19 protein-coding genes and 1 pseudogene are annotated in these 19,885 nt (G+C 41.5%); 15 read left to right on the top strand and 5 right to left on the bottom strand.

Annotation, left to right across the window (positions count from 1 at the left end; genetic code table 11):
* Nucleotides 1-229: 229 nt before the first annotated feature.
* Nucleotides 230-2,182, top strand: coding sequence for an AraC family transcriptional regulator (locus CA600_RS21670; protein ID WP_179281694.1), 1,953 nt, complete (start codon nucleotides 230-232; stop codon nucleotides 2,180-2,182).
* A 128-nt stretch (nucleotides 2,183-2,310) separates the two neighbouring features.
* Here the strand turns inward: CA600_RS21670 and CA600_RS21665 are convergent, their stop codons facing one another.
* The 3 genes from CA600_RS21665 to CA600_RS21655 form a co-directional block, all read right to left on the bottom strand.
* Nucleotides 2,311-3,480, bottom strand: a complete 1,170-nt coding sequence (locus tag CA600_RS21665; protein ID WP_094872809.1) for a DUF4179 domain-containing protein — start codon at nucleotides 3,478-3,480, stop codon at nucleotides 2,311-2,313.
* Complete coding sequence (locus CA600_RS21660; protein ID WP_094872807.1) at nucleotides 3,467-4,000, bottom strand: RNA polymerase sigma factor; 534 nt, start codon at nucleotides 3,998-4,000, stop codon at nucleotides 3,467-3,469. The genes CA600_RS21665 and CA600_RS21660 overlap by 14 nt, the downstream gene beginning before the upstream one ends.
* A 421-nt stretch (nucleotides 4,001-4,421) precedes the next feature.
* The gene (locus CA600_RS21655) at nucleotides 4,422-4,976 is read right to left on the bottom strand and encodes a TetR/AcrR family transcriptional regulator C-terminal domain-containing protein (RefSeq protein WP_094872806.1); all 555 of its coding nucleotides are present in this window, start codon (nucleotides 4,974-4,976) and stop codon (nucleotides 4,422-4,424) included.
* A gap of 165 nt (nucleotides 4,977-5,141) precedes the next feature.
* Here CA600_RS21655 and CA600_RS21650 point away from each other — a divergent pair, with 165 nt between their 5' ends.
* The 14 genes and pseudogenes from CA600_RS21650 (at nucleotide 5,142) to CA600_RS21590 (ending at nucleotide 15,347) form a co-directional block, all read left to right on the top strand.
* Nucleotides 5,142-6,062, top strand: coding sequence for an alpha/beta hydrolase (locus CA600_RS21650; protein ID WP_094872804.1), 921 nt, complete (start codon nucleotides 5,142-5,144; stop codon nucleotides 6,060-6,062).
* A 483-nt stretch (nucleotides 6,063-6,545) separates the two neighbouring features.
* On the top strand, nucleotides 6,546-6,836 hold the full coding sequence (locus CA600_RS21645; RefSeq protein WP_373455900.1) for an ArsR/SmtB family transcription factor: 291 nt from the start codon (nucleotides 6,546-6,548) through the stop codon (nucleotides 6,834-6,836).
* A gap of 16 nt (nucleotides 6,837-6,852) precedes the next feature.
* Entirely contained in the window at nucleotides 6,853-7,851 is a 999-nt protein-coding gene (locus tag CA600_RS21640; protein WP_094872803.1) for an NADP-dependent oxidoreductase, read from the top strand.
* A gap of 135 nt (nucleotides 7,852-7,986) precedes the next feature.
* On the top strand, nucleotides 7,987-8,400 hold the full coding sequence (locus CA600_RS21635) for an NUDIX hydrolase (RefSeq protein WP_094872801.1): 414 nt from the start codon (nucleotides 7,987-7,989) through the stop codon (nucleotides 8,398-8,400).
* Between the two features lie 76 nt (nucleotides 8,401-8,476).
* Nucleotides 8,477-8,971, top strand: a complete 495-nt coding sequence (locus CA600_RS21630; RefSeq protein WP_306440407.1) for an NUDIX domain-containing protein — start codon at nucleotides 8,477-8,479, stop codon at nucleotides 8,969-8,971.
* A gap of 151 nt (nucleotides 8,972-9,122) precedes the next feature.
* A complete protein-coding gene (locus tag CA600_RS21625; protein ID WP_094872799.1) occupies nucleotides 9,123-9,767 on the top strand; it encodes a hypothetical protein in 645 nt (214 codons plus the stop codon).
* A 138-nt stretch (nucleotides 9,768-9,905) separates the two neighbouring features.
* A complete protein-coding gene (locus tag CA600_RS21620) occupies nucleotides 9,906-10,463 on the top strand; it encodes an RNA polymerase sigma factor (protein ID WP_094872798.1) in 558 nt (185 codons plus the stop codon).
* Nucleotides 10,460-11,413 carry a hypothetical protein gene (locus tag CA600_RS21615; RefSeq protein ID WP_094872796.1) on the top strand — a complete coding sequence of 318 codons (954 nt, stop codon included), beginning with the start codon at nucleotides 10,460-10,462 and terminating at the stop codon, nucleotides 11,411-11,413. The genes CA600_RS21620 and CA600_RS21615 overlap by 4 nt, the downstream gene beginning before the upstream one ends.
* 215 nt (nucleotides 11,414-11,628) lie before the next feature.
* Nucleotides 11,629-12,564 (top strand): LytTR family transcriptional regulator DNA-binding domain-containing protein, encoded by a 936-nt coding sequence (locus CA600_RS21610; protein WP_094872795.1) that lies wholly within the window; start codon nucleotides 11,629-11,631, stop codon nucleotides 12,562-12,564.
* 104 nt (nucleotides 12,565-12,668) lie between these two features.
* Nucleotides 12,669-13,514, top strand: a complete 846-nt coding sequence (locus tag CA600_RS21605; protein WP_094872793.1) for an ABC transporter ATP-binding protein — start codon at nucleotides 12,669-12,671, stop codon at nucleotides 13,512-13,514.
* Nucleotides 13,511-14,221 (top strand): ABC transporter permease, encoded by a 711-nt coding sequence (locus tag CA600_RS21600; RefSeq protein WP_094872792.1) that lies wholly within the window; start codon nucleotides 13,511-13,513, stop codon nucleotides 14,219-14,221. The genes CA600_RS21605 and CA600_RS21600 overlap by 4 nt, the downstream gene beginning before the upstream one ends.
* Nucleotides 14,222-14,360: 139 nt before the next feature.
* A complete protein-coding gene (locus CA600_RS21595; RefSeq protein ID WP_094872791.1) occupies nucleotides 14,361-14,804 on the top strand; it encodes a hypothetical protein in 444 nt (147 codons plus the stop codon).
* Nucleotides 14,805-14,857: 53 nt separating this feature from the next.
* Nucleotides 14,858-14,944, top strand: a pseudogene (locus CA600_RS31340) (AraC family transcriptional regulator); the annotation flags it as partial.
* A gap of 55 nt (nucleotides 14,945-14,999) precedes the next feature.
* The gene (locus CA600_RS21590) at nucleotides 15,000-15,347 is read left to right on the top strand and encodes a hypothetical protein (RefSeq protein WP_179281693.1); all 348 of its coding nucleotides are present in this window, start codon (nucleotides 15,000-15,002) and stop codon (nucleotides 15,345-15,347) included.
* Between the two features lie 179 nt (nucleotides 15,348-15,526).
* Here CA600_RS21590 and CA600_RS21585 read toward each other — a convergent pair whose 3' ends face one another.
* Together CA600_RS21585 and CA600_RS21580 are read right to left on the bottom strand one after the other, a co-directional pair.
* On the bottom strand, nucleotides 15,527-18,148 hold the full coding sequence (locus CA600_RS21585) for a family 16 glycosylhydrolase (protein ID WP_094872788.1): 2,622 nt from the start codon (nucleotides 18,146-18,148) through the stop codon (nucleotides 15,527-15,529).
* Nucleotides 18,149-18,313: 165 nt separating this feature from the next.
* Nucleotides 18,314-19,885: a response regulator gene (locus CA600_RS21580; RefSeq protein WP_094872786.1), complete on the bottom strand. Its 1,572-nt coding sequence runs from the start codon at nucleotides 19,883-19,885 to the stop codon at nucleotides 18,314-18,316.

The raw sequence follows: 19,885 nt of genomic DNA, 5'->3' as shown, positions 1-19,885 counted from the left end.
GGAGTGGTGGAATGTACGGTATAAATCCCGCAGATAAGAGCTGAGGTAGCTATGGCTATATCGACTTGGTTGGAGACTCTCCGGGGGCGTCAGATTTGATCTATTAAAATTGGTTTGACTAGTCACCAATCATTTGACAATGATAATGGTTATCGTTTACGATTTTGGCTTGTATAGGGATTTGCAGCTGCAAAGGATTAGCAAGCTATTGGACTTGGGAGGATTAACAGTGAATTGGGAAGAATACATCCAGATATGGGACACTTCATGGATTCAACTGGTGGATATTCGCCAACATGTGATACGCAGAGAGAGTAAGCAGCAACATGTACTCCCAGCTAGTAGTTTTATATTTGTCGTGCGTGGACAAGGTACGATCTGGTTGGATGGTAATCGACATCCATTAGAACGATTCTTTGTTTTACATGCGGGAAAAGGAAGTAACATCAAGTTCGAGGTTGGACATGAGGATGTAACCTACTATTACATTTTATATAGAGGTACTATTTCTACTAAAGCTAGTAAAACATTATTGAAATCCTATCATATAAGTAACCCTTTTCATCTGCAATACACATGTAAACCTATTTCTCCGGTTGTTTTATATCGTCATGCGGAATCGATGTATGAGGAATGGAATCGCAGACCGGCTATGGAACGGTTCCAAGCGAAAATCCATTTCTATCAGTTCGTATATACTCTTGCACAGCAGTTACAGCTTCAGGGAGTTGCCCTCAAAGAAACAGATTTAGTTGAACAGATCATTCAATACATTCACAAACATTATAATGAGCCTATTTCACTTGAATCTATGGCCGAAGAATGGAATTATAGCATTCAGTATTTATCGAGGCAGTTCAAACGCCGGACAGGGAGAAGTCCCATTGAATATGTAATTCAGACGAGGATGGCTAAAGCGAAAGAGATATTGATTCAGACCGATGCTACCGTACAGGAGATTGCTGTAAGCGTAGGTTATAATGATGTCTTTTATTTTACACGTCTGTTTAAAAAGCAGGTCGGGGCGACGCCCGTTCAATACAAAAATAAGGTGAAGACAGGTTTGATCGTTTCAGATAGTCCATGGCAAGAGTTCTTATCCTCCATGGGCAAAGATTCCTCTTCTTGTTATATTGATTATGATAATCATTATCAATATAAACTTGAAGGAGATAAACAGATGTTTAAGGGGACCGAAACGAAAATAGGATTAACGCTAATGCTTGTGTTTACACTGTTACTTTCAGCTTGTGGAAATGGGAGCACTAGCCGTAATAGCAATCAGATAGTAGAACCGACACAGAGTACGCCTTCCAATCAAGCCATTGAAAATACGGGTTTACGGAAAATAACAACAGTCATGGGGGATGTTAATGTTCCAGCCAATCCCCAACGTGTTGTAGTTGATTGGGATTTGGGGCCAGTCTTAGCAGTTGGGGTAATACCGGTTGGAGCATCAAATACACAATTGGAGTATTCTCAGTTTCTCAAACCTTTCTTAGATGAGACAGTACAGGATATAGGGGCAGAAGGAAGTATTTCTTTTGAGAAAGTATTAGAGCTAGCGCCAGACATCATCATAACCTGGAATAAAGATGCTTATAGTAACTATTCTAAGATCGCACCGACCGTATTATTTGATACAAGTAAATACGCAACGATTCAAGAAGAGATTACAGCTATGGGAGAAATCCTTGATCGAGAAGAAGAGGCTAAACAGTTTGTGGCAGGTTTCGAAAAACGTAAAATAGCTGCCCGCGAAAAAATTAAAAATGCCATTGCAAAAGATGCAACTATTTCTATCGTAGATTATATCACGGTAGAGAAATTTTTAATGGTCATTGGTAATCAGGGGGAGAGAGGCGGCAGAGCTACTTACGATATTTTGGGTATGAAACCTACTCCAAAAGTTCAAAGTGAAATCATTGATAAGGAAATGAGCCGTGTTGAAGTTTCTTGGGAAACCGTAAATGATTATGTAGGCGACTATGTCATTGTCCTTACTGTGAAAGACAAACAGCCGCCTAAGTTACCAGCAACATGGAAAATGTTAGATGCAGTTAAAAATAATCGAGTGATTGAGATTGATATGGAGAAATATTTTGCAGCAGATTCCTACTCCTCCTTGTTACAAGCGGAAGATATTGCCGACAAAATATCGAAGCTGGCTTCATCTAAATAACCTTATTGGAATTGAATCTATCTGAATTCATTTAAATATCAAACAAAAGACGAAGCCAATTATGGCTTCGTCTTTTGTAGATTTACACATCCTTTTATTCCTGGAGTATTAGGTCTTTTTTACAAATGCTATTGCACCGAAAGTACAGTCTCCAGCTCAGGAATATATTCCTTGACCATATTGTTGTCTTCCCACAGTCCTGTAGTCCCAGCTGGGGCTTGACCTTCGGAAACGACTAAGTACGGTTTGATGGTTATGGTACTCGGTATAGTCTTGAAGGGCTCAAAACGAACATTATAAGATTCGCTTAAGGGGTGAGCACCGATGGGCTTCAGTTGAACACCACGTTCATCCACAATGTCAAACTGAAGAGCGATGACGCTTCCGTTAGCACCCTTATATTTCGAAGGGACAGAAGCAAGCATTTCTTCTTTGCTCTGGCCCGGTTTGGTTGTGTACTCAATGGATAACTGCGTTGTGATTGGGGTGATTTCCACCTTACTAATCTGCAAGTTAATGTTATCGTGATGCTTGGTTTCCTCTGAAGTTAGTGCGGTAACGGGCGTTGATTTTGTGACAGGCAGAACGAATTCGAACGGGGCATCGTAGCCTTTTAACGTTACATTTACAGTCAAGTCAAACTGATCAGGGAACTGGACAGTCTGTGTTGTCGTGCTCGGCTCATAATAAGTGTCCAAAACCTGAACCATTATGCTGGAAGCAGTCTCACCGTCCATGTGTTCGTAACTCCAGAGCAGAGGTTGGCCTTTATAGAGAACCTCAAACTTATCCACCGCTCCTTTATTGGCATCTGAAGGCGGCGAATTGGGCTCCGAAGCCAGACGGTTTCCAGGAGTGGTTATGTTCATAAGAATCCGGGTCCCGTCAAATAACAACGTTGGAATATTCATAGTAACATTGCCATGGGTCACGCTTTGGTTTACGTTTGTGATGAAATCCTCGGCTTGTTGAACACCGGGATCTCCGTTGTTTTCACCCCATAATGAATAGATTTGTCCCAGAACCGGAATTTGCTTGAGTGCATCAGCCATTGCGGGCGATACAAAGCCGGAAGCAAGGACTGTAACTCCAAGAATTGCAGCGGCTGCAGTGGAAATCCACCATCTATTAAAAGATTTTGATACATTTTTCTTTTTCTGAACGTGGGAATTGGAATTATCGGTTTCCCTGATGATTTGGTAAGTCTCATTCAGCTTGGAGCGGGCAATATCCGATAACTGATCGGGAAGTAGGCTTTGGCAGCTCTTTAATTGTTCTTCTAACTTAGTGTTTACCATGTCGCAACTCCATTTCTTGAATGAATTGAGATGAATGCTTTAGCTTTTTGCGGGCGCGATGCAGCCGGGTCTTCACGGCTACCGTAGAAATTTCGAGAATGTCGGAAATTTGACTGATCGGCATGTCTTGTAGGTAATGAAGGTGAATGACAATCCGTAGATTCTCCTCAAGATGTTGAACGGCATCCCATATTTCGATTTTCTCATAATCCTTTGAAATGGAAGGGACTTCGGGAAGCTCTCCATAAGGGAGGGCTCTTGAATTGTTTTTGAGCATTTTATTGCATTCATTAATCAGAATCCGGAAGATCCACGTTTTGAAAAAAGCGGGCTCTCTGAGTGTATGGATGGACTTAAAGGCTTTAAGCATCGTCTCTTGCAGGGCATCTGCACAATCTTCTTCTTTGTTGACGATGGTCCTTGCAGTTCTATATAAAGGTAACTCTATCTCCTGCATCAACTGCACGAATGCTTCTGGGTCCCCAGCTTTGGCTTTGACGACAATAGGATTAATATGCAAAGATTTACCTGCTTTCTTGACTAAAAGTCTTAGGATGTTCGTAACGTTACTTAAATATTAGATCGGGTAGGTAGCTAGAAGGTTACAACGAAAATTAAACCTAAGATATCCGGGGACTGCACCGCTTGGGCAAATCAGCCCACACGGGATTCTCCAAGCATTCTGGGTTCACCAAATAATGTAGTATCTGGTGGGACGGTTTTGCTTACTGAAAGCAAAAGCCCCCTCCGCCGTTTTAGCGGAAAGGGCCAGTCGTCCATGTTATTTGGTATTTTTCAGGCCTTCATATTTTTGATATAAATGACCAGAATAGATTTAGCAATAGCTATTAGTTCGATATGAATATGGAGTCCTAAAGCAATTTGGGGATTTTTTGATAGATATGAATTGGAATAAATTAAAATTAAGTTTCATCAGCCTACTAACGTGAGACCATCGCGATATTCTGCTCCAGTAATTCGCCCACTTGTTTTGCTGTATCTTCTGTGCTGGCTTTTAATTGATTCAGAACAAAGGATTCTACGATGCCTAGAACAGCCATGCTTAAAAACTTTAAAAGGATTTCTGCCTCTTTTTCAGGGTTGAGTTTAATTATTTTTAGATTGAGTTGATGCATGATGAATTGCAGAAGCTGTTTTCGAAATGAGACGGTACTTTCACTTGCAAACAAAGCTGCAAAGAAAGCTTTATGTTCCTCAAAATAATTGAACCAAATCACGGTACCCTCGATAAAACCCTTCTCTTTTTTTTGCTCACAAATGACTCCTAATTCCTCTAATTGTTTATTCACGATAGTATCCAGCAAATCATATTTATCGACATAATGCAGATAAAACGTCTTTCTGCTAATGTCGGCTTTTTCAGTGATCGCTTTAACTGTAATTTTATCAAATCCATCTTCAAGCAGCATAGTTAAAAAAGTCGATTGAATTACTTTTTGCGATTTTATGATTCTTCGATCTATTGGATTATTCATAAGAAAACTCCTTTTTAATATACACATTTGAAAGAATGTGTATTACTACATGAAAACAAAGATGTGGTCATTGAAAGCATTATAGTCCTAATGTATTTTAAATATACACGGGTGTAATAAAACACTCAAGTGTATTATATTAAATCATCCATTAGGAGGCCACATATGTTAGTTATTAAAAAGAAAGTTAAATTTATGGCGCATGGATTAAAAGTTGCAGGTATTCTTAATGTGCCAGAAAATGCTGAAAATAAGAAACATAACCCCGCAATCGTTTGTGTTCATCCAGGAAGTAGCTGTAAAGACCAAACTGCAGGTATCTATGCGGAGAAGCTTGCTGAACTTGGATATGTGACGATTGTATTTGATGCATCATATCAAGGTGAAAGCGAAGGTGACCCTCGATATATTGAAGTTCCGGCTGCGCGTGTTGAAGATATTCGTTGTGCCGTAGATTACCTGACTACACTTGATTTTGTTGATGAGAACCGTATTGGTGTATTAGGTGTTTGTGCCGGAGGGGGTTATGCTGTAAATGCTGCAATGACAGAGCGTCGTATACAAGCAGTTGGCACTGTCGTTGGAGCTAATATCGGGCGTGTACAACGTGAAAGCGGCGATCCAATTAAAGCTTTGGAGGCCATTAGTCAACAACGTACTGCGGAAGCTCGTGGAGCTGAGCCAATGATAGTGAATTGGATCCCTAGCAATCAAGCGGAAAGAGAGAAGGCAGGTATAACAGATATAGATATTGTGGAAGCTGTCGATTATTATACAACGCCTAGAGGGCAAAGCTCTAACTCTCCAAATAAATTGAAATATACCAGTTTAGCTTCAGTCTTAGGTTTTGATGCTTTCCATTTCGTTGAAGAGTTGCTAACACAACCTTTGCAAATTATTGTAGGTGATAAACAAGGTGCATTTGGTTCATACAAAGATGGTCATGAACTGTACAATAGAGCCGCATCAACGAAAAAGGATTTGTTCATTCTTGAAAATGTAAGTCATTATGACTTATACGATCAACCAGAACCAGTTAGACTAGCTGTTGAAAAACTGAATGCCTTTTATAAAGAAAACCTTTAAAAATACAGCTGCATCCGAAAATTGAAGTACGAATTGATATAGCGTCAAGATTACACTGGAGGAACTTCCCTAATCGATTTGTGGAGCAGATCGGCTTAACTTTGAACTGCCGTTTATAGAATAACTCAAAAATTATCGCCGTTCATGTTCCCTATTGGGAGTCGGACGGCGATTTTTCATAAGCCAATCAATCCATGCGATAAGCTTATTTACCAGTACTTCAAGTGCAGGCAGCTCACTCAACGTCAATTGTTCTTGATACGATTTTAGATGTTTCGACAATTCTGCTTTGAGGGTTGGGAATAAGAAAATGTAAAAAATTTACTTGTGGTCTCGATTTTCTTTCCCAACGTTGCAGAGCATATCTTGTTATGACATACTCGTCAGCAAATGGTTCACTAAGTTAAACGATTGAACAAGACGAAAGCGGTGAGAATCATTAATAAGCAGCAACAAGTCGAAGACATCAAAGATGATTTCAAGATGTGCCAGAAGGTCTTTTTAGCTATTGGTAATGAGACAAGACAATCCATTATTACAGTACTTATGGAGACTACCTGTACGAACGGATTACGCGTAGGTGAGATTACTGAAAAAACACATCTTTCACGGCCAGCGGTCTCCCATCATCTAAGAATCTTAAGAGAAGCCGGAATTATAATGGTGAGGAAAGAAGGCTCTAAAAATTATTATTTTATGGACGTTAGAACAAAATTAGGCGTGTTAAAAAATCTTATAAACCATCTCAATGAATTTATGGAACAATATTACTAGAAATGGAGGTTTCTTGATGAAAGCGATGATCATTGAAAAATACGGGAAAAGTCCTCTTCTGATGGCAGACATTCCAATACCTTCAGTGGGTGATTATGATGTATTGGCAGAAATCCATGCGGCGAGTATTAATCCTATCGATTTCAAGGTGCGGGATGGCAAAACTCGTATGCTGTTGAAATACGATATGCCGCTTGTATTAGGAAATGATTTTGCAGGGATAGTCACCAAAGTAGGAAAAAAAGTAACTAACTTCAAAATAGGCGATGCAATATACGGACGGCCAAGAAAAAATAGAATTGGAACCTTCGCAGAATATATTTCCATATATGAGGACGATATAGCCTTAAAGCCTCAAAACCTTTCCTTTGAGGAGGCGGCGTCAATCCCATTAGTCGGGCTTACATCCTATCAAGCCTTACATGATATATTACAGCTATCGGCAGGGCAAAAGGTATTGATTCAAGCTGGTTCGGGCGGCGTTGGGACCTTTGCTATCCAGCTTGCCAAAGCGATGGGAGTTTATGTGGCTACAACTACTAGCAATGCTGGAGCTAATCTGGTCAAATCTCTTGGGGCAGATCAAATAATTAATTATAAAACAGAACAATTTGATAAAGTCTTACAAAATTATGATGGAGTATTCGATACGATTGGCGGCGAGACCTTAGAAAAGGCTTTTAAAATAGTCAAACCAGGCGGACAAATTGTATCGGTTTCTGGGCTGCCCAATGCACGCTTCGGAATTGAATATGGGTCTGGATTTATAAAAACGAGTCTTTTTCGATTGGTTACCCGTAAGCTAACAAAATTAGAAAAGCAATATAATGTAAAATACAGATTTTTGTTCATGAAACCTAGCGGCAGACAACTGGAGATCATTTCGGAGCTTATAGAGGCAGGGAAAATAAAGCCTGTAATTGATCAAATATTTTCTTTTGAAGAAGCTCAAAAGGCGATGGAGTATTCCGAATCGGGCCGGGCAAAAGGAAAGATCGTATTAAAGATAAAGTGATAGGAGAAAGATTGATAATCAGAGCTTTTTAGGCTCAGAATGTGATGATAGTAACTAGGAATCAGGGGAATATGAATATTTAATGGAATAGTGTGATTAAATCAGAATTTATTTTTTTGTTGGGATGGATAAAAGATGAGTGAACTCGCTTATGGAGGAATTGTTATCAATAATGCTGGTGAGGTATTGATGAGAAGCCCTAGCGGATTTTGGGGAGGCTACGCTTGGACTTTTGCTAAAGGTGGAAGCGAACCTCAAGATCAATCTCCTGAAAATACAGCATTGAGAGAAGTGAGAGAAGAGACTGGGTATGATTGTGAAGTTGTCGCACCGATCCCAGGGGCATTTGAATCAGAGACATGTATAACTAAGTATTTTTTATTAAGACCTATAGGAGAAGTACATAGTTTTGATCATGAAACACAAGAAATTCGATGGGTAAGCAAGGAAGAGGCATTTAAGTTAATAAATTTGACAGTACCAGAAAAAGGACGATTAAGGGACAGCAACGCTCTTAAAAGTGCTATAGAAGTTATGCAATCCTTGTAAAGGATTCATTAAAGACTCTTCCCTTAGAAGCATTAAATGGTACAATATCCCATATAGAAATTAATGACTATGGGATGTGATTATTCTGGAAAAGATAAGACTGCGCGCTGGTGCATTAATAATTGAGAAGGGTTCCATTTTACTAGTGGAGTTTGAGAATGACAATCTTGATGGCGTGCACTACAATCTTCCAGCAGGTGGCCTTGAGCCAGGAGAAACACTGATTGAAGCTGTAAAACGGGAAGCGAAAGAAGAGGCTTGTGTTGAGATAGAGGTCGGTCCCGTTGCATTTGTTTACGAATATCAACCTACAAAAAGTAATTACATATACGGGGATACTCATTCAGTAGGAGTTACATTTAGTTGTAAATTGAAAGCGGGATCAAATCCAAGACTTCCCGAATCACCAGATTCTAAGCAAACTGGTGTAACGTGGATTCCTATTTCGGAGCTACACTCTATTCAACTGTATCCTGAGATTAATCAGGACATTCTTAATTACTACAATGGTAATAAGTATAGAAATTATGTTGAGGAACATGAAATTCAACAGAGTAAGTCGTTACGCTAACAGAACTCCCCACTCGTAGAATATAACTACTTGTGTCAAGAAAGGAGAATTTCTATGTGTTTTCACTGTTATAGGAAGATAAGAATCCGCCATCTCCCCGAAACCAACGTGCTAGAGTAAAGTTCTTTATAAATCAAATGGGGTGTACCGGATGAAGATAAATAATAATTATTTGAAGGAACGATTAAAACATGTTTACTGGCTTAATGGGGGGCCTTGTGCTGGGAAGACGACCATGACCAAGAAATTTGTAGAGGTACTTGGATTTCAAACATTGGGGGATGATGTCTTAAAATACAGACCATTCACTAGTCCTGTTGAATACCCTGCCCTTCAATTTCCTAATCCTGATTTGGATTGGAATAAGTGGTTCAATAAACCGGTAGATGAGCACTGCCAGTGGTTATTTCAAATTGTCGAAGAGATGATGGACTTCTTTATCATTGATTTGTTAACAATGTCTAATGACAAACCAATAATAATTGATCTGGGAATAATGCCTGAGCGTATACTACCGTTTATCCCGGAAGAGAGAATGATTTGTTTTTATACGTCCGACGATGAGATAGAGAAATTATATTACTTCAGAGAAGATCATAAGATGATTTTAGATTGTATTAACGCCTACACGATAAATCCAGAAGAAACGATTAAACACGGGAACAAATCTATGGTTAAGTTCTCCAATGAGATTAAGAATGCTTGTACTAAAATGGGGATCAAGACCGTTGAAAGAATACCAAGTATGAGCGTGGAAGAACAATTTAGGTTAGTTAGAGAACATTTTGGATTGTAGAGATGACCCAAAGGCAGACCCCTTCCTTGTTTAGGAGGGGGTTGTCTTTATATATTGGTGTAAATTTTTAATATAAGTGCAACGTATTCTAGGAATTTTCTACTATATAGATAAGAGTGTTTAAAAGGAGAATAACGGATGGAAGACCAAGGAATAATCCACCTATACATACAGCGTTCACAGCAAGCTATTTTAGAGACTAAAAATAAATATGGGGCTTACTGCAGGGTGATTGCAAGAAACATTATTTCAAATTTCTCGGATATTGAAGAATGTGAGAACGATACATACTTAGCAGCATGGAATGCGATACCGCCTAATCTGCCTAGGAATTTTTCGGTATTTTTAGGGAGGATCACCCGTAATATTGCGCTTGATAAGTATGGTTATAATACAGCGAAAAAGCGTAGTCGTGAGTTTGAAGTCATTCTAACGGAACTAGAAGAATGTCTAGCTTCGCCTGATACTGTAGAAACAGAGTATGAAGAAGGTGAGATCGCAAACTTAATAAATCAATTTTTATATGGCATAGATGAGCAAGCAAGAAACATATTTATTGGAAGGTACTGGTATTCCTATTCAATAGATGAGCTTTCTATAAGATTTAATATGGGTAGTAGTAAAGTGAAATCTATATTATTTAGGACAAGAAATAAACTTCGAGTTCATCTCGACAAAGAGGGGGTTAACCTATGAAAAAAGAAGATTTATTTAAGGAGATCGGACTCATTGATGAGAACTTAATTGAAGCGGCTGGGCACAATGGAACAGAGAAAAGGAAAAAAGGAATTTCAAAAAAGTGGGTTGTTTTGGTTGCCTGTCTTGTCCTATATAGTTCAACTGCGTCAGCTTTATTAGCGACAGAATATTATAAAAATCAAAATTCAGAGCCTTATATACGTTATTTAAAAGCTGAAGATATGGAGTTACAGCCTGCTACTAAATATGATGCGGAAAAATTTCTACATGCTTTAAAAAGTGATAATAATGAATATGTATATATTGCTATTAATAGGCTGGTAGAAACCTTTAATAATTCCACGTTGAGAGTAAAAGCGTTGAAAGAACTTCAGCCATTTTTAAAAAATGAGAATCAAAAAATCGCCGATGCAGCTGCTTTTGCTGTAGATATTTTATCGAAAAGTTATAAAAGCCCTTATATTGTTAAGTTAGCAGACGGAAGTATGATATTTACGTTGTTTAATAACTATTCGGACTATGGAAGTCAAAATGTCATTTGGAGAATAAAAGATAATAAGCTTAATGCGTATTTTAGTTTTTCAACACCCTCTATGTATATAAAAAAAATGATTCCTTCACCCAATCATAAGTTAGTTGCGATCGTAACATGCTCTAATAAAAGTGATTTCATTCAAATTAGCAATATTGAAGAGGGAATGATAAGTCCCGAATTAATAGAATCTGCAAGAGTCAAATATGGTGCACAAAAAGAAATAGATACATGGATTCGCACAGATCACGAGAATTATAGCAATGCAGATAACCTAGTGTGGAAAGATAATGATACTCTAGAATTCGAGGGTTCTCTTGCCTACCAGAATACTGAGATTATTGAAAATGTTACTGTAAAGTATCAGTTTAGTAAAAAGATAATAGAAGTAAAAGAACTTAATAAGGCTAGATGAGAACATGCTCCGGCAATAAAAGAATTGACATGCAACATCATTGGCAGATGATCTAAATATGATTTCTGACACTTCTCATTGAGAAGTGTTTTTTTTCGTCGTTCTTTATACTTGTGTTGTTAACAGTAAGTATTTTCAGTAGAAACTGACAAAAAAGTATCCGAACATTATAATTGTTATAAATATCCTATAGTAGCTCTGACCAGGGGGACGGCATGCAATTTCAACCAATATATTTTGATGGGGAATTACTTCTACCGAAGATCGAATTAAACATGACAGAGAACCAATCGATTGGCATTATAACAGATTTGAAGCGAAAGCAGCTATTAATGAATCAATTATTGAATCATTCCCACTATTATTTATTTCAAGCCGGGCAAAACGAGTATATGCATTTAACGGTGGAAGAGCTGATTCATTTTCTAATCAAAGTAACGGAGAGGAATGAGCGTGTCGCTCTGTTACTAGATTATTTTGCTTTAAAAGAAGAACGGAAGGTAAGGATCAAGGACCTAAGCTCTTCGAAAAGGACATATGTGACATTGCTGCGTGTCTTTTTTGCGCATCAGCCTACACTTGTACTGGAGGAACCCTATTTTTACTTAGAGGAGCAAGATCGTCGTCAATTTAAACGGATACTAGATGACCTTTCGAAAGAAAAGGAGATTTTAATTTTAACTTCGAATTTAGAGGATGCCATTATTTCGTGTGACGCCATTTATCGATTGAACGAACTTGGATGTCATCCATTGGATATTCGGGACTCAGAAGAGGATAAGCAGGAAGTACAGAAACAAGATGAAGCCAATATAACCTTGCAGAAGATATCTACCAAAAGAAATGACAAAGTGATTTTATTTAATCCGCCTGAAATTGATTTTATAGAAAGTATAGAGGGATCGATCCTTGTTCATGTGGGTGGGGAAAATTACGACTGTGCTTTGACTCTAACCGAGCTGGAGCGGAGATTGTTAAATTTCGGTTTTTTCAGGTGTCATCGATCCTACATCGTTAATCTGCAAAAAGTTAGAGAGATTATTACATGGACGAAGAATAGTTACAGCTTGCGTTTGAATACAGGTAAAGATGCCGTGGTGCCGTTATCTCGTTCAAAATTACAGGAGCTAAAAGCACTTCTTAACATTTAAAGGGTACCATTCAAGCGGTAATAGCTACATTTCGGCGGGTTTTGATGGCTGCAAGTATGTAATCTCTATATATTTAGGTCATCAATGCTAAGGAAGTGGTATTTGTGAATGTTATCCAGGTAGAACATATTCGAAAGAGATTTGGAAATAAGGATGCGTTAGCAGATGTGTCATTTTCCATTCCGAAAGGGGAGATTTTTGGTTTCCTCGGTCCGAGTGGTTCAGGAAAAACGACCTTAATTAAAATTTTAACGGCGCAATTAAATCCGACAAGTGGACAGGCAAATATATTTAACCAGCCAGCGGAGAGGATGCAGCAGTCTGCAAAGAAGATGCGCTTTGGAATTCTGACGGATAACAGTGGTCTATATGAGAGATTATCCATTGAGGAAAATCTAGAGCTGTATTGTCAGTTGTATGATCTTCCCAGATCTGCGGTCGATAAGGTGCTGCAGTTTGTGAACTTAAGCGGAGAGCGCAAAAAGAAGGTTAAACTCCTATCGAAAGGGATGCGACAGCGCGTTCTGCTGGCCTGCGCAATTATCCATGAGCCAGAATTATTATTCTTAGATGAACCTACTTCGGCTTTAGACCCGGTAAACTCAGCGCATATTTATAAAGGCTTACGCTACTTAAATAAGAAGGGGACAACGATTTTTCTGACTACGCATGATATGGCTGAAGCAGAATTGATGTGCAACCGCGTAGCGATTCTGTATCAAGGGCAAATCCAAACGATCGGCTCACCGAAGGAGCTTAAACGACAGCATCGAGAAAACATAATTTCTGTTGACTTAATCAATGGGGAAACGTACGAGCTCCCGATCGATGAGGGAACGGCTGATCAAATAACGGATTGGATGAGACGGGGGCTAATTGACCGGTTAGAAACGAAAGAGCCAAGTCTGGGTGATATTTTTATTAAAATGACAGGAAGTGAGCTATTATGAGTATCTCATTAAAACGTGCCCAGGCGATTTTTGTGAAGGATTACAAAGAGTTTTCACGCAATTATGGGATCTCCATTATGTTAATTTTGCCTATTATGTTTGCCGTTCTTTTTCGAAGCGCAGGCGCGTCTTTGCCTGGAGCCAGCGGTTTCCTTTATAATACCTCGTTTGTATTACTAACATGTTTCGCACAAGCCTGCTTGATTGCGGAAGAAAAGGAGCGTAACACCTTACGGTCATTAATGATGACTCCGGCCACGACCCTTGATGTTCTAATCGGTAAAAGCTCTTTAGTCTTTGTTATGTCTGTAGTTGTTCTGGCTATAGCTACGTTTATATTTGGCTATAAGCCAGCCAGCATATGGGCATTTGTGGCAACAATCTTTCTTTCGATTATTCTATATACAGCAGCCGGGACGATATGTGGTTTATTCTCCAAGACGCTGCTTGATGCTTCTTTATCCATACTTCCTGTAGCGTTCATATTCACTGGGGCACCATGGGGGGCATTTCTAGAGAATGATTATCCGATCCTCAAAGTGCTGGATTACATGCCAAGCAGTCAGCTTGTGCATTTGCTAGGGATAAGCAATACAGGCTATACGACTGGAGATTTATTAAAACCCCTGCTTATTACTTTGGCATGGACGGTTGTATTAACAGTAGTATCTGTCATTTTGTATCAACGGCGGTTGAAGGACGAGTAAGGGAGCTGTGTAGGGACTTTAGCCAGCCTTCGGTGGGTCTTTGGTAGGGTCGAAACCAATGGCCGACTGTGACTATACGACGGTTATTTTCCAATTGAGGCTGTGATGTTGTCATGATGAGGTCTGGTGGGTAATAAAGATGATTAGATCTTCGAAATTGGCTGAATTTGGAATGGGAGCCAAGGAAACGGAGGGGAAGATCATGGCGGCACTGACAGTAGCAGGCATCAGTCCGTTACAGGCCATTGCGGCCTACGGCGGTACACAGAGTGATGTCAGTTCCCTGGAGAAACAGCGGAACCGGCTGATGATGGAACTGGATAAAGTGAATGCAGTACAAGGAAGTGAGATGCAGACTCCTTATCGCCGGGAGCAGCTGCAGCGGCAAATCCGGCTGCTGGAGTCCCAACTCGTACAGAAAAGCGGGAGTAGCACCTCCGTAAATTTTGTACCGGCTTCTCCGCTTCAAGATCACCTCCCCCTCTGGCGGAATGAGTGGAAGGGAGGCCTCAAGGGCATCGGTCTGACCGATCCCCGGACAGCGACGGTGAACTCGGAGGGCCATTTCGACGTGTTAATTTAGGCAAGCCAGCGAAGGTGCGAAAAGTGTCCGGTGATGAACCGGCTTTTTCGCACGTGGCTACAACCAAGGAATACCCCGGAAATTTAACGAAACTAGATGTTCCTGCAGCAACATGGGCTGTATTCGAAGCCGTTGGACCTGTTGACCTGTATTAATATGGCTGAGCTATATTTACGAAACATTGAGGTCCAGTATGTGCAAGACATTCTGCAACACGCTGTAATTCAGAAATTATATTTGGAAGAGGAGGAGAATGACGGGCTCTGGGACGGATCCAAATGTTACAGCTTCCGTCAAGCGCATACGGATGAGGTCGGAGACCTTCTACCTGGTCAGATTGAAATTAAGACTCCGGATGGAGTGTATTATTTTTATACACTGGGCAATGAAACTTATGTTTCCCGGTATTATCAGCCGCCGGATCAATATGGTAAGCAGGACCTATCTTTTTTGAACCTTAGGCGTTGGGAGGCATCAGAGCGGTATTTTACACGATTCAAACCATTTATTGATCAGAAGATAGAGGCTGGTGTCAATAGTTAGTTTTATGACGTTCTAAGAGGTGAGCTTTGTCGTCAAGGAGGTCGAGCATCACGCATGGCAACTGATCTTCCACCGAGGAGACCAGCACATGGCAGAAACAACAAAATAGGCGAGAGGGAGGCTTTAACACTTCCTCCTCGCCTATTCGTGTTCATGCATTTTGCTTAGGGTTCAACTACTTATTCTGGTGTTCCTTGGGTTACCCCATGGATATACGTGAACGTCGGGGAATCGACGGCCCCTTGCCCTGGATTATAGGTGAAAAAGTACTCGATGGTATCGCCATTTTGCAGATTATTTACAGGGTAGGTATAGTTGCCGTTCCCTGCCGGAGTCATGGCTACGTTCAGCTGACCGCCGTTATTGAGCTTATAGTGTAAGTCGGCAAAGGTTGCGCCGTTCACATAGAACAGCAGATCATTGCCTGTTTTCTTCAGACCCCGGACCTCATCGCCGATGATGATAGTACCGGATGGTGCTGGCACAACCGTGATGGTGGAGACGGCTGTCTTATTGCCGTCGGCTGTTGTAGCTGTAACAGTTGCCGTGCCCGGAGAAATTCCTGTCACGAGACCATTTGGACTCACAGAAGCTACGCTGTTCCCTGAAATGCTCCAAGTGACCTGCTTATTCGTTGCATTTGACGGAGCTACACTTGCGTTCAGTTGTACACTTTTTCCGACTTCGACCTGTGCAGTGTTCTGATTCAGCGTTACTCCGGTAACCGTGACGTTATTACCCGGATTCTGGCCGTTGCCTTCTTTATAGACACGCACATAATCCACCTGCATTGTTGCAGGGATATCGGATGGGTCCGGGGTATGGCCGCTGTCAAAAAATCCGCCGATCGCCAGATTCATAATGAGATAGAAGGGCTGATCGAAAGGAGCATTGGGATTGTTCGGTGCAGCTACAGAATACCATTGATCTCTGCTCACTTTAAAGAAGAAATTGCCGTCCACATACCATTTCATATTATCTTCTTCCCAGACCATGGAGTACACATGATAATCATTGGCGAAGGTCTGGCCTTCAGAGAAGTGATATTCACCCGCAATATATCTATTCACCGGCCATTGTCCGCCAAAATGTATGGCGCCGCTGGTCGTGCCAGGCAAGCGTCCTTTGGCTTCCATAATATCAATTTCGCCGGATGCGGCCCATGCACCATAGGCTGAATCTTTCGGAAGCATCCATAGTGCTGGCCAGACACCATTGCCTGTAGGCAGCTTGGCACGGATGTCTACTCTGCCGTACTGGAAGGACAAATGATCCTTGGTGTTAATCTTACCAGAGGAATATTGTGCATACCGGTTTGGGTCCTGCGGAAAGGATTTGGAATCGTGTAGCGCCCTGATATTCAGCTTTCCGTCCTGCACAAATATATTTTGTGCACTGTCTGTATAGTGTTGAAGTTCGGCGTTACCCCAGCCCCAGCTGTTGGGATCATCAGTGATATAATACCCTTGCTCATAGCTCCATTTGCTCGTATCGAGCGTGGTTCCGTTAAATTCGTCCTGCCAAATGAGATTCATACCCTCAATGGTCGGGTCGGTTGGCGTTCCAATGGCAATGTCATCATGATCAGAGACATCCGGACGCGGGGCATCTGGATTGCCAATAAAGGTGTAGTTGACGTAATTGTTGCCCACATTACCGCCCGGCTGTCCATTTAATGGATAGCCTATACGGATTTGTATATCCTCTTGGACGGGCTGGAACCAAAGGCCATAAATATAGTCAGCCCAGTATCCCCACTGGTTAGCATCGGACATGTTGTTATAGCCGTTACCAGCATATACAAATCCACTCTGACTGGAATCACTCATAGCCACCCATTGTCCGTTAATATTGATCTGGTATACGTATTTTCCAAGCTCGGTACCGATTGGCGCGCCTCCATCAATCTTGGGCAGCGGTACACCTATGACACCTTTCGCATCTGCAGTAAAGGTCGTTCCATCATAGGGAGTAAGAACATAAGAATTTCTTACAGGTTGATTAAAGGTGAGGGTATAGACGACGTTAGCCGAAGAGGTTTTGGATTGTAACTTTACATTGATCGACTCCGTTATGGTGAACCAATAGCCACCGCCTCCTTCGGTGAATTGTCCGAAGTTGTTATCATAGATCCAGCCGCTGGCTGCGTTATTGTCAATATCAATCCAGGTACTGCTGTTTACAGGTTTTACATATACCTTCAAATCGTCAGCCACTGCTTCATACGTTACAGAGGAATCGTTGTTGAAGGCAGGATAAGTAAAGCCTGCACTGCCGGTAAAACCTGCCGTAATCTGCGGTCCTTGTGTAGGTGCCATAGCCGTGATGGTTGTTTTGTTTATGTTCTGAAATACTAGGGTGTAGTCTAGCGTTACCCCATTAGCTTTGGAGTACAGCTGAATCTCAGTGGTTGCGGAGAGCGTGAACCAGTAGCCATTCAAGCCGCCGTCGCTCCAGTGTCCCCAGTTTTGGTTATAGGTATAGCCGCCAGCACTGTCAATATCAACCCAGTTGCCAGCTACTTTTACTTTTACACCCACATCATCGGAAACTTCATTCCAGGTGGCGGAGCCTGCATTGAATGTAGGCATGACAAATCCGTAGCTGGCTTGCCCAACCCCGGATTTTGAGATGACAGGCCCGTCTGCTGCTGAAAAATAAGCCATAGAAGTAACGGTCTTCCCTGCTGCCAGAACCTTCGATGTTGGCAACAGGCCCATACCAGCCAATAGTACTATTGCTAAGAATAAACTCAGTGCCCTCTGCTTAAAACCACTCTTCGTTTTATAAAGTCGCTTCATACTTGCCCTCCTGTAATAAAGTATTAGTTATAGAAACCGCTTACATGTAGGAACACCTTTATTCTATCGAATATAATAATCCGCTAAAAGGTACAATTATTTTTGTTATAACCCAATTTTTTGGCTTTTGATAATATTCGTGTATTTAAGCAGTGGCCCCCTGATTTATAGCGCGGTGTCCTGATACTTCTCTTCTCTGTCATGCTTCCGGCGAATCATTTGGCGGTACTCTGTAGGTTGCATGTCCATGACATCCCGGAAGGCCCGTGTGAAACTTTTGTAGCTTTCATACCCTACCATAGTGGCTACCTCGACGATTTTATGATCGGTCTCAGCCAGTAGCCGACGAGCTTTATCCAAACGCACATCGCGCAGGTATTCTGCAAAACCTTTGCCGATATTCTTCTTGAACAGGTTAGAAAAATAAGCATAATTAAGTGACACATGGTTGGATACCATCGCCAGATCCAGTGGTTTATGATAACTTTCGTGTATAAAACGAATGGCCTCATTCAAATCCTGCGAGTTACGATAGCTGCATTTATATTCATAATAGAATTGGTTCAACCGAAGCAGCTGTTGTTGCAGCGCCTGAATATAATCACGAATACCCGGATAGTCGAACAGATTACGCAAACATTCGATGTCCAGCGCTTCTTCCCCCATATATGGGCGGATCACACGCACGTATTCCTCCAGCATCTGCACGATGGCGCGGCATAGCTGCTGGGTGTATTGGATGTGATAGCGTTGCAGCGTATCTTTGTGAAATATCTTAGAAATGCCTTGGGTGATGGTGCCGCTGTTCTTACTGCCAACTAACTGGAACAGGGCATACAGCTCCTCATAGGGAAGCTCCCACTGCTGCTCCAGCCGCTGAATATGCGTGGGTAGAATATAGCTCTTCTCTGGAAAAAGGTAACTGTGGCGATACAGCTCCAGCGCTTGTATATAGCTGCGGGGCAGTTCCTTCAACCCTTGCTGCGGGCTGGTCATAGCGGTGATGGAATCGATCTGCCTTGCTTTGAGAGCGGCCGGAAAGGCGCCCGTATCTACGGAAGCATCCACAGCGAGGACGAGATATGGGCGGTGCTGCAAGCATATGCATCCTTGTTTGCCATATATCCGATAGGCAATAGATTCCATGCTGTGACTGCTATGGGCTCCCGGTTGGTTAATCCATAGTTCCTCCCGTAGCAGGCACAGACGGTAATTACTCCACAACTTTGGATTCTGCTGCTGGGTTTGGAGGAGCCATGCCTCATCGCTCACCGCCCCCTGCATATACATACTCAGTTCCTTGCGGTCTGTCTCTTGAGCACGACGGGAGATATGCTCCATATTGCGCGAGAGCGCCTGCCGTGTTTTGATTTCATGCGCTACATGTTCTACCGCGGTTTGCAGATCTTCACGTTTCACAGGTTTAAGCAGGTAGCCCTTTGCCCCAAGCTCGATGGCTTTTTGAGCATACGCAAAATCACTGAAGCCGCTAATAATCAGGTATTCCACCTCGAAGCGTTCCTCTTTGCTCTGCGCCATCAGCATTAATCCATCCATATCAGGCATCCTGATATCTGTAATCACTAGTTGAATGCTATGCTGACGCAATACTCCCAAGGCCTCGATGCCGTTTACGGCACAGTAAATGTTGTCCAGCTGCAGGGGGAATTGGCGCAGCATGGCCTGGAGCCCATCACGAATATGCTTTTGATCATCAACAATCAGAATATTGATCAT

The organism is Paenibacillus sp. VTT E-133280 (genome assembly GCF_002264385.1).
In the GTDB taxonomy this organism is placed as follows: domain Bacteria; phylum Bacillota; class Bacilli; order Paenibacillales; family Paenibacillaceae; genus Paenibacillus_AQ; species Paenibacillus_AQ nitricinens.
Note: the sequence above shows the minus strand (reverse complement) of the source record. Positions and strands in the feature narration are given on the sequence as shown.

Excerpts from the sequence above, each read along its gene's own strand:
- CA600_RS21635 (WP_094872801.1), top strand. The coding sequence starts at position 7,987 with ATGAGTGAACTCGCTTATGGAGGAATTGTTATCAATAATGCTGGTGAG.
- CA600_RS21665 (WP_094872809.1), bottom strand. The coding sequence starts at position 3,480 with ATGGTAAACACTAAGTTAGAAGAACAATTAAAGAGCTGCCAAAGCCTA.
- CA600_RS21610 (WP_094872795.1), top strand. The coding sequence starts at position 11,629 with ATGCAATTTCAACCAATATATTTTGATGGGGAATTACTTCTACCGAAG.
- CA600_RS21655 (WP_094872806.1), bottom strand. The coding sequence starts at position 4,976 with ATGAATAATCCAATAGATCGAAGAATCATAAAATCGCAAAAAGTAATT.
- CA600_RS21640 (WP_094872803.1), top strand. The coding sequence starts at position 6,853 with ATGAAAGCGATGATCATTGAAAAATACGGGAAAAGTCCTCTTCTGATG.
- CA600_RS21580 (WP_094872786.1), bottom strand. The coding sequence starts at position 19,885 with ATGATCAATATTCTGATTGTTGATGATCAAAAGCATATTCGTGATGGG.
- CA600_RS21620 (WP_094872798.1), top strand. The coding sequence starts at position 9,906 with ATGGAAGACCAAGGAATAATCCACCTATACATACAGCGTTCACAGCAA.
- CA600_RS21600 (WP_094872792.1), top strand. The coding sequence starts at position 13,511 with ATGAGTATCTCATTAAAACGTGCCCAGGCGATTTTTGTGAAGGATTAC.
- CA600_RS21645 (WP_373455900.1), top strand. The coding sequence starts at position 6,546 with ATGTGCCAGAAGGTCTTTTTAGCTATTGGTAATGAGACAAGACAATCC.
- CA600_RS21585 (WP_094872788.1), bottom strand. The coding sequence starts at position 18,148 with ATGAAGCGACTTTATAAAACGAAGAGTGGTTTTAAGCAGAGGGCACTG.
- CA600_RS21595 (WP_094872791.1), top strand. The coding sequence starts at position 14,361 with ATGATTAGATCTTCGAAATTGGCTGAATTTGGAATGGGAGCCAAGGAA.
- CA600_RS21625 (WP_094872799.1), top strand. The coding sequence starts at position 9,123 with ATGAAGATAAATAATAATTATTTGAAGGAACGATTAAAACATGTTTAC.
- CA600_RS21615 (WP_094872796.1), top strand. The coding sequence starts at position 10,460 with ATGAAAAAAGAAGATTTATTTAAGGAGATCGGACTCATTGATGAGAAC.
- CA600_RS21650 (WP_094872804.1), top strand. The coding sequence starts at position 5,142 with ATGTTAGTTATTAAAAAGAAAGTTAAATTTATGGCGCATGGATTAAAA.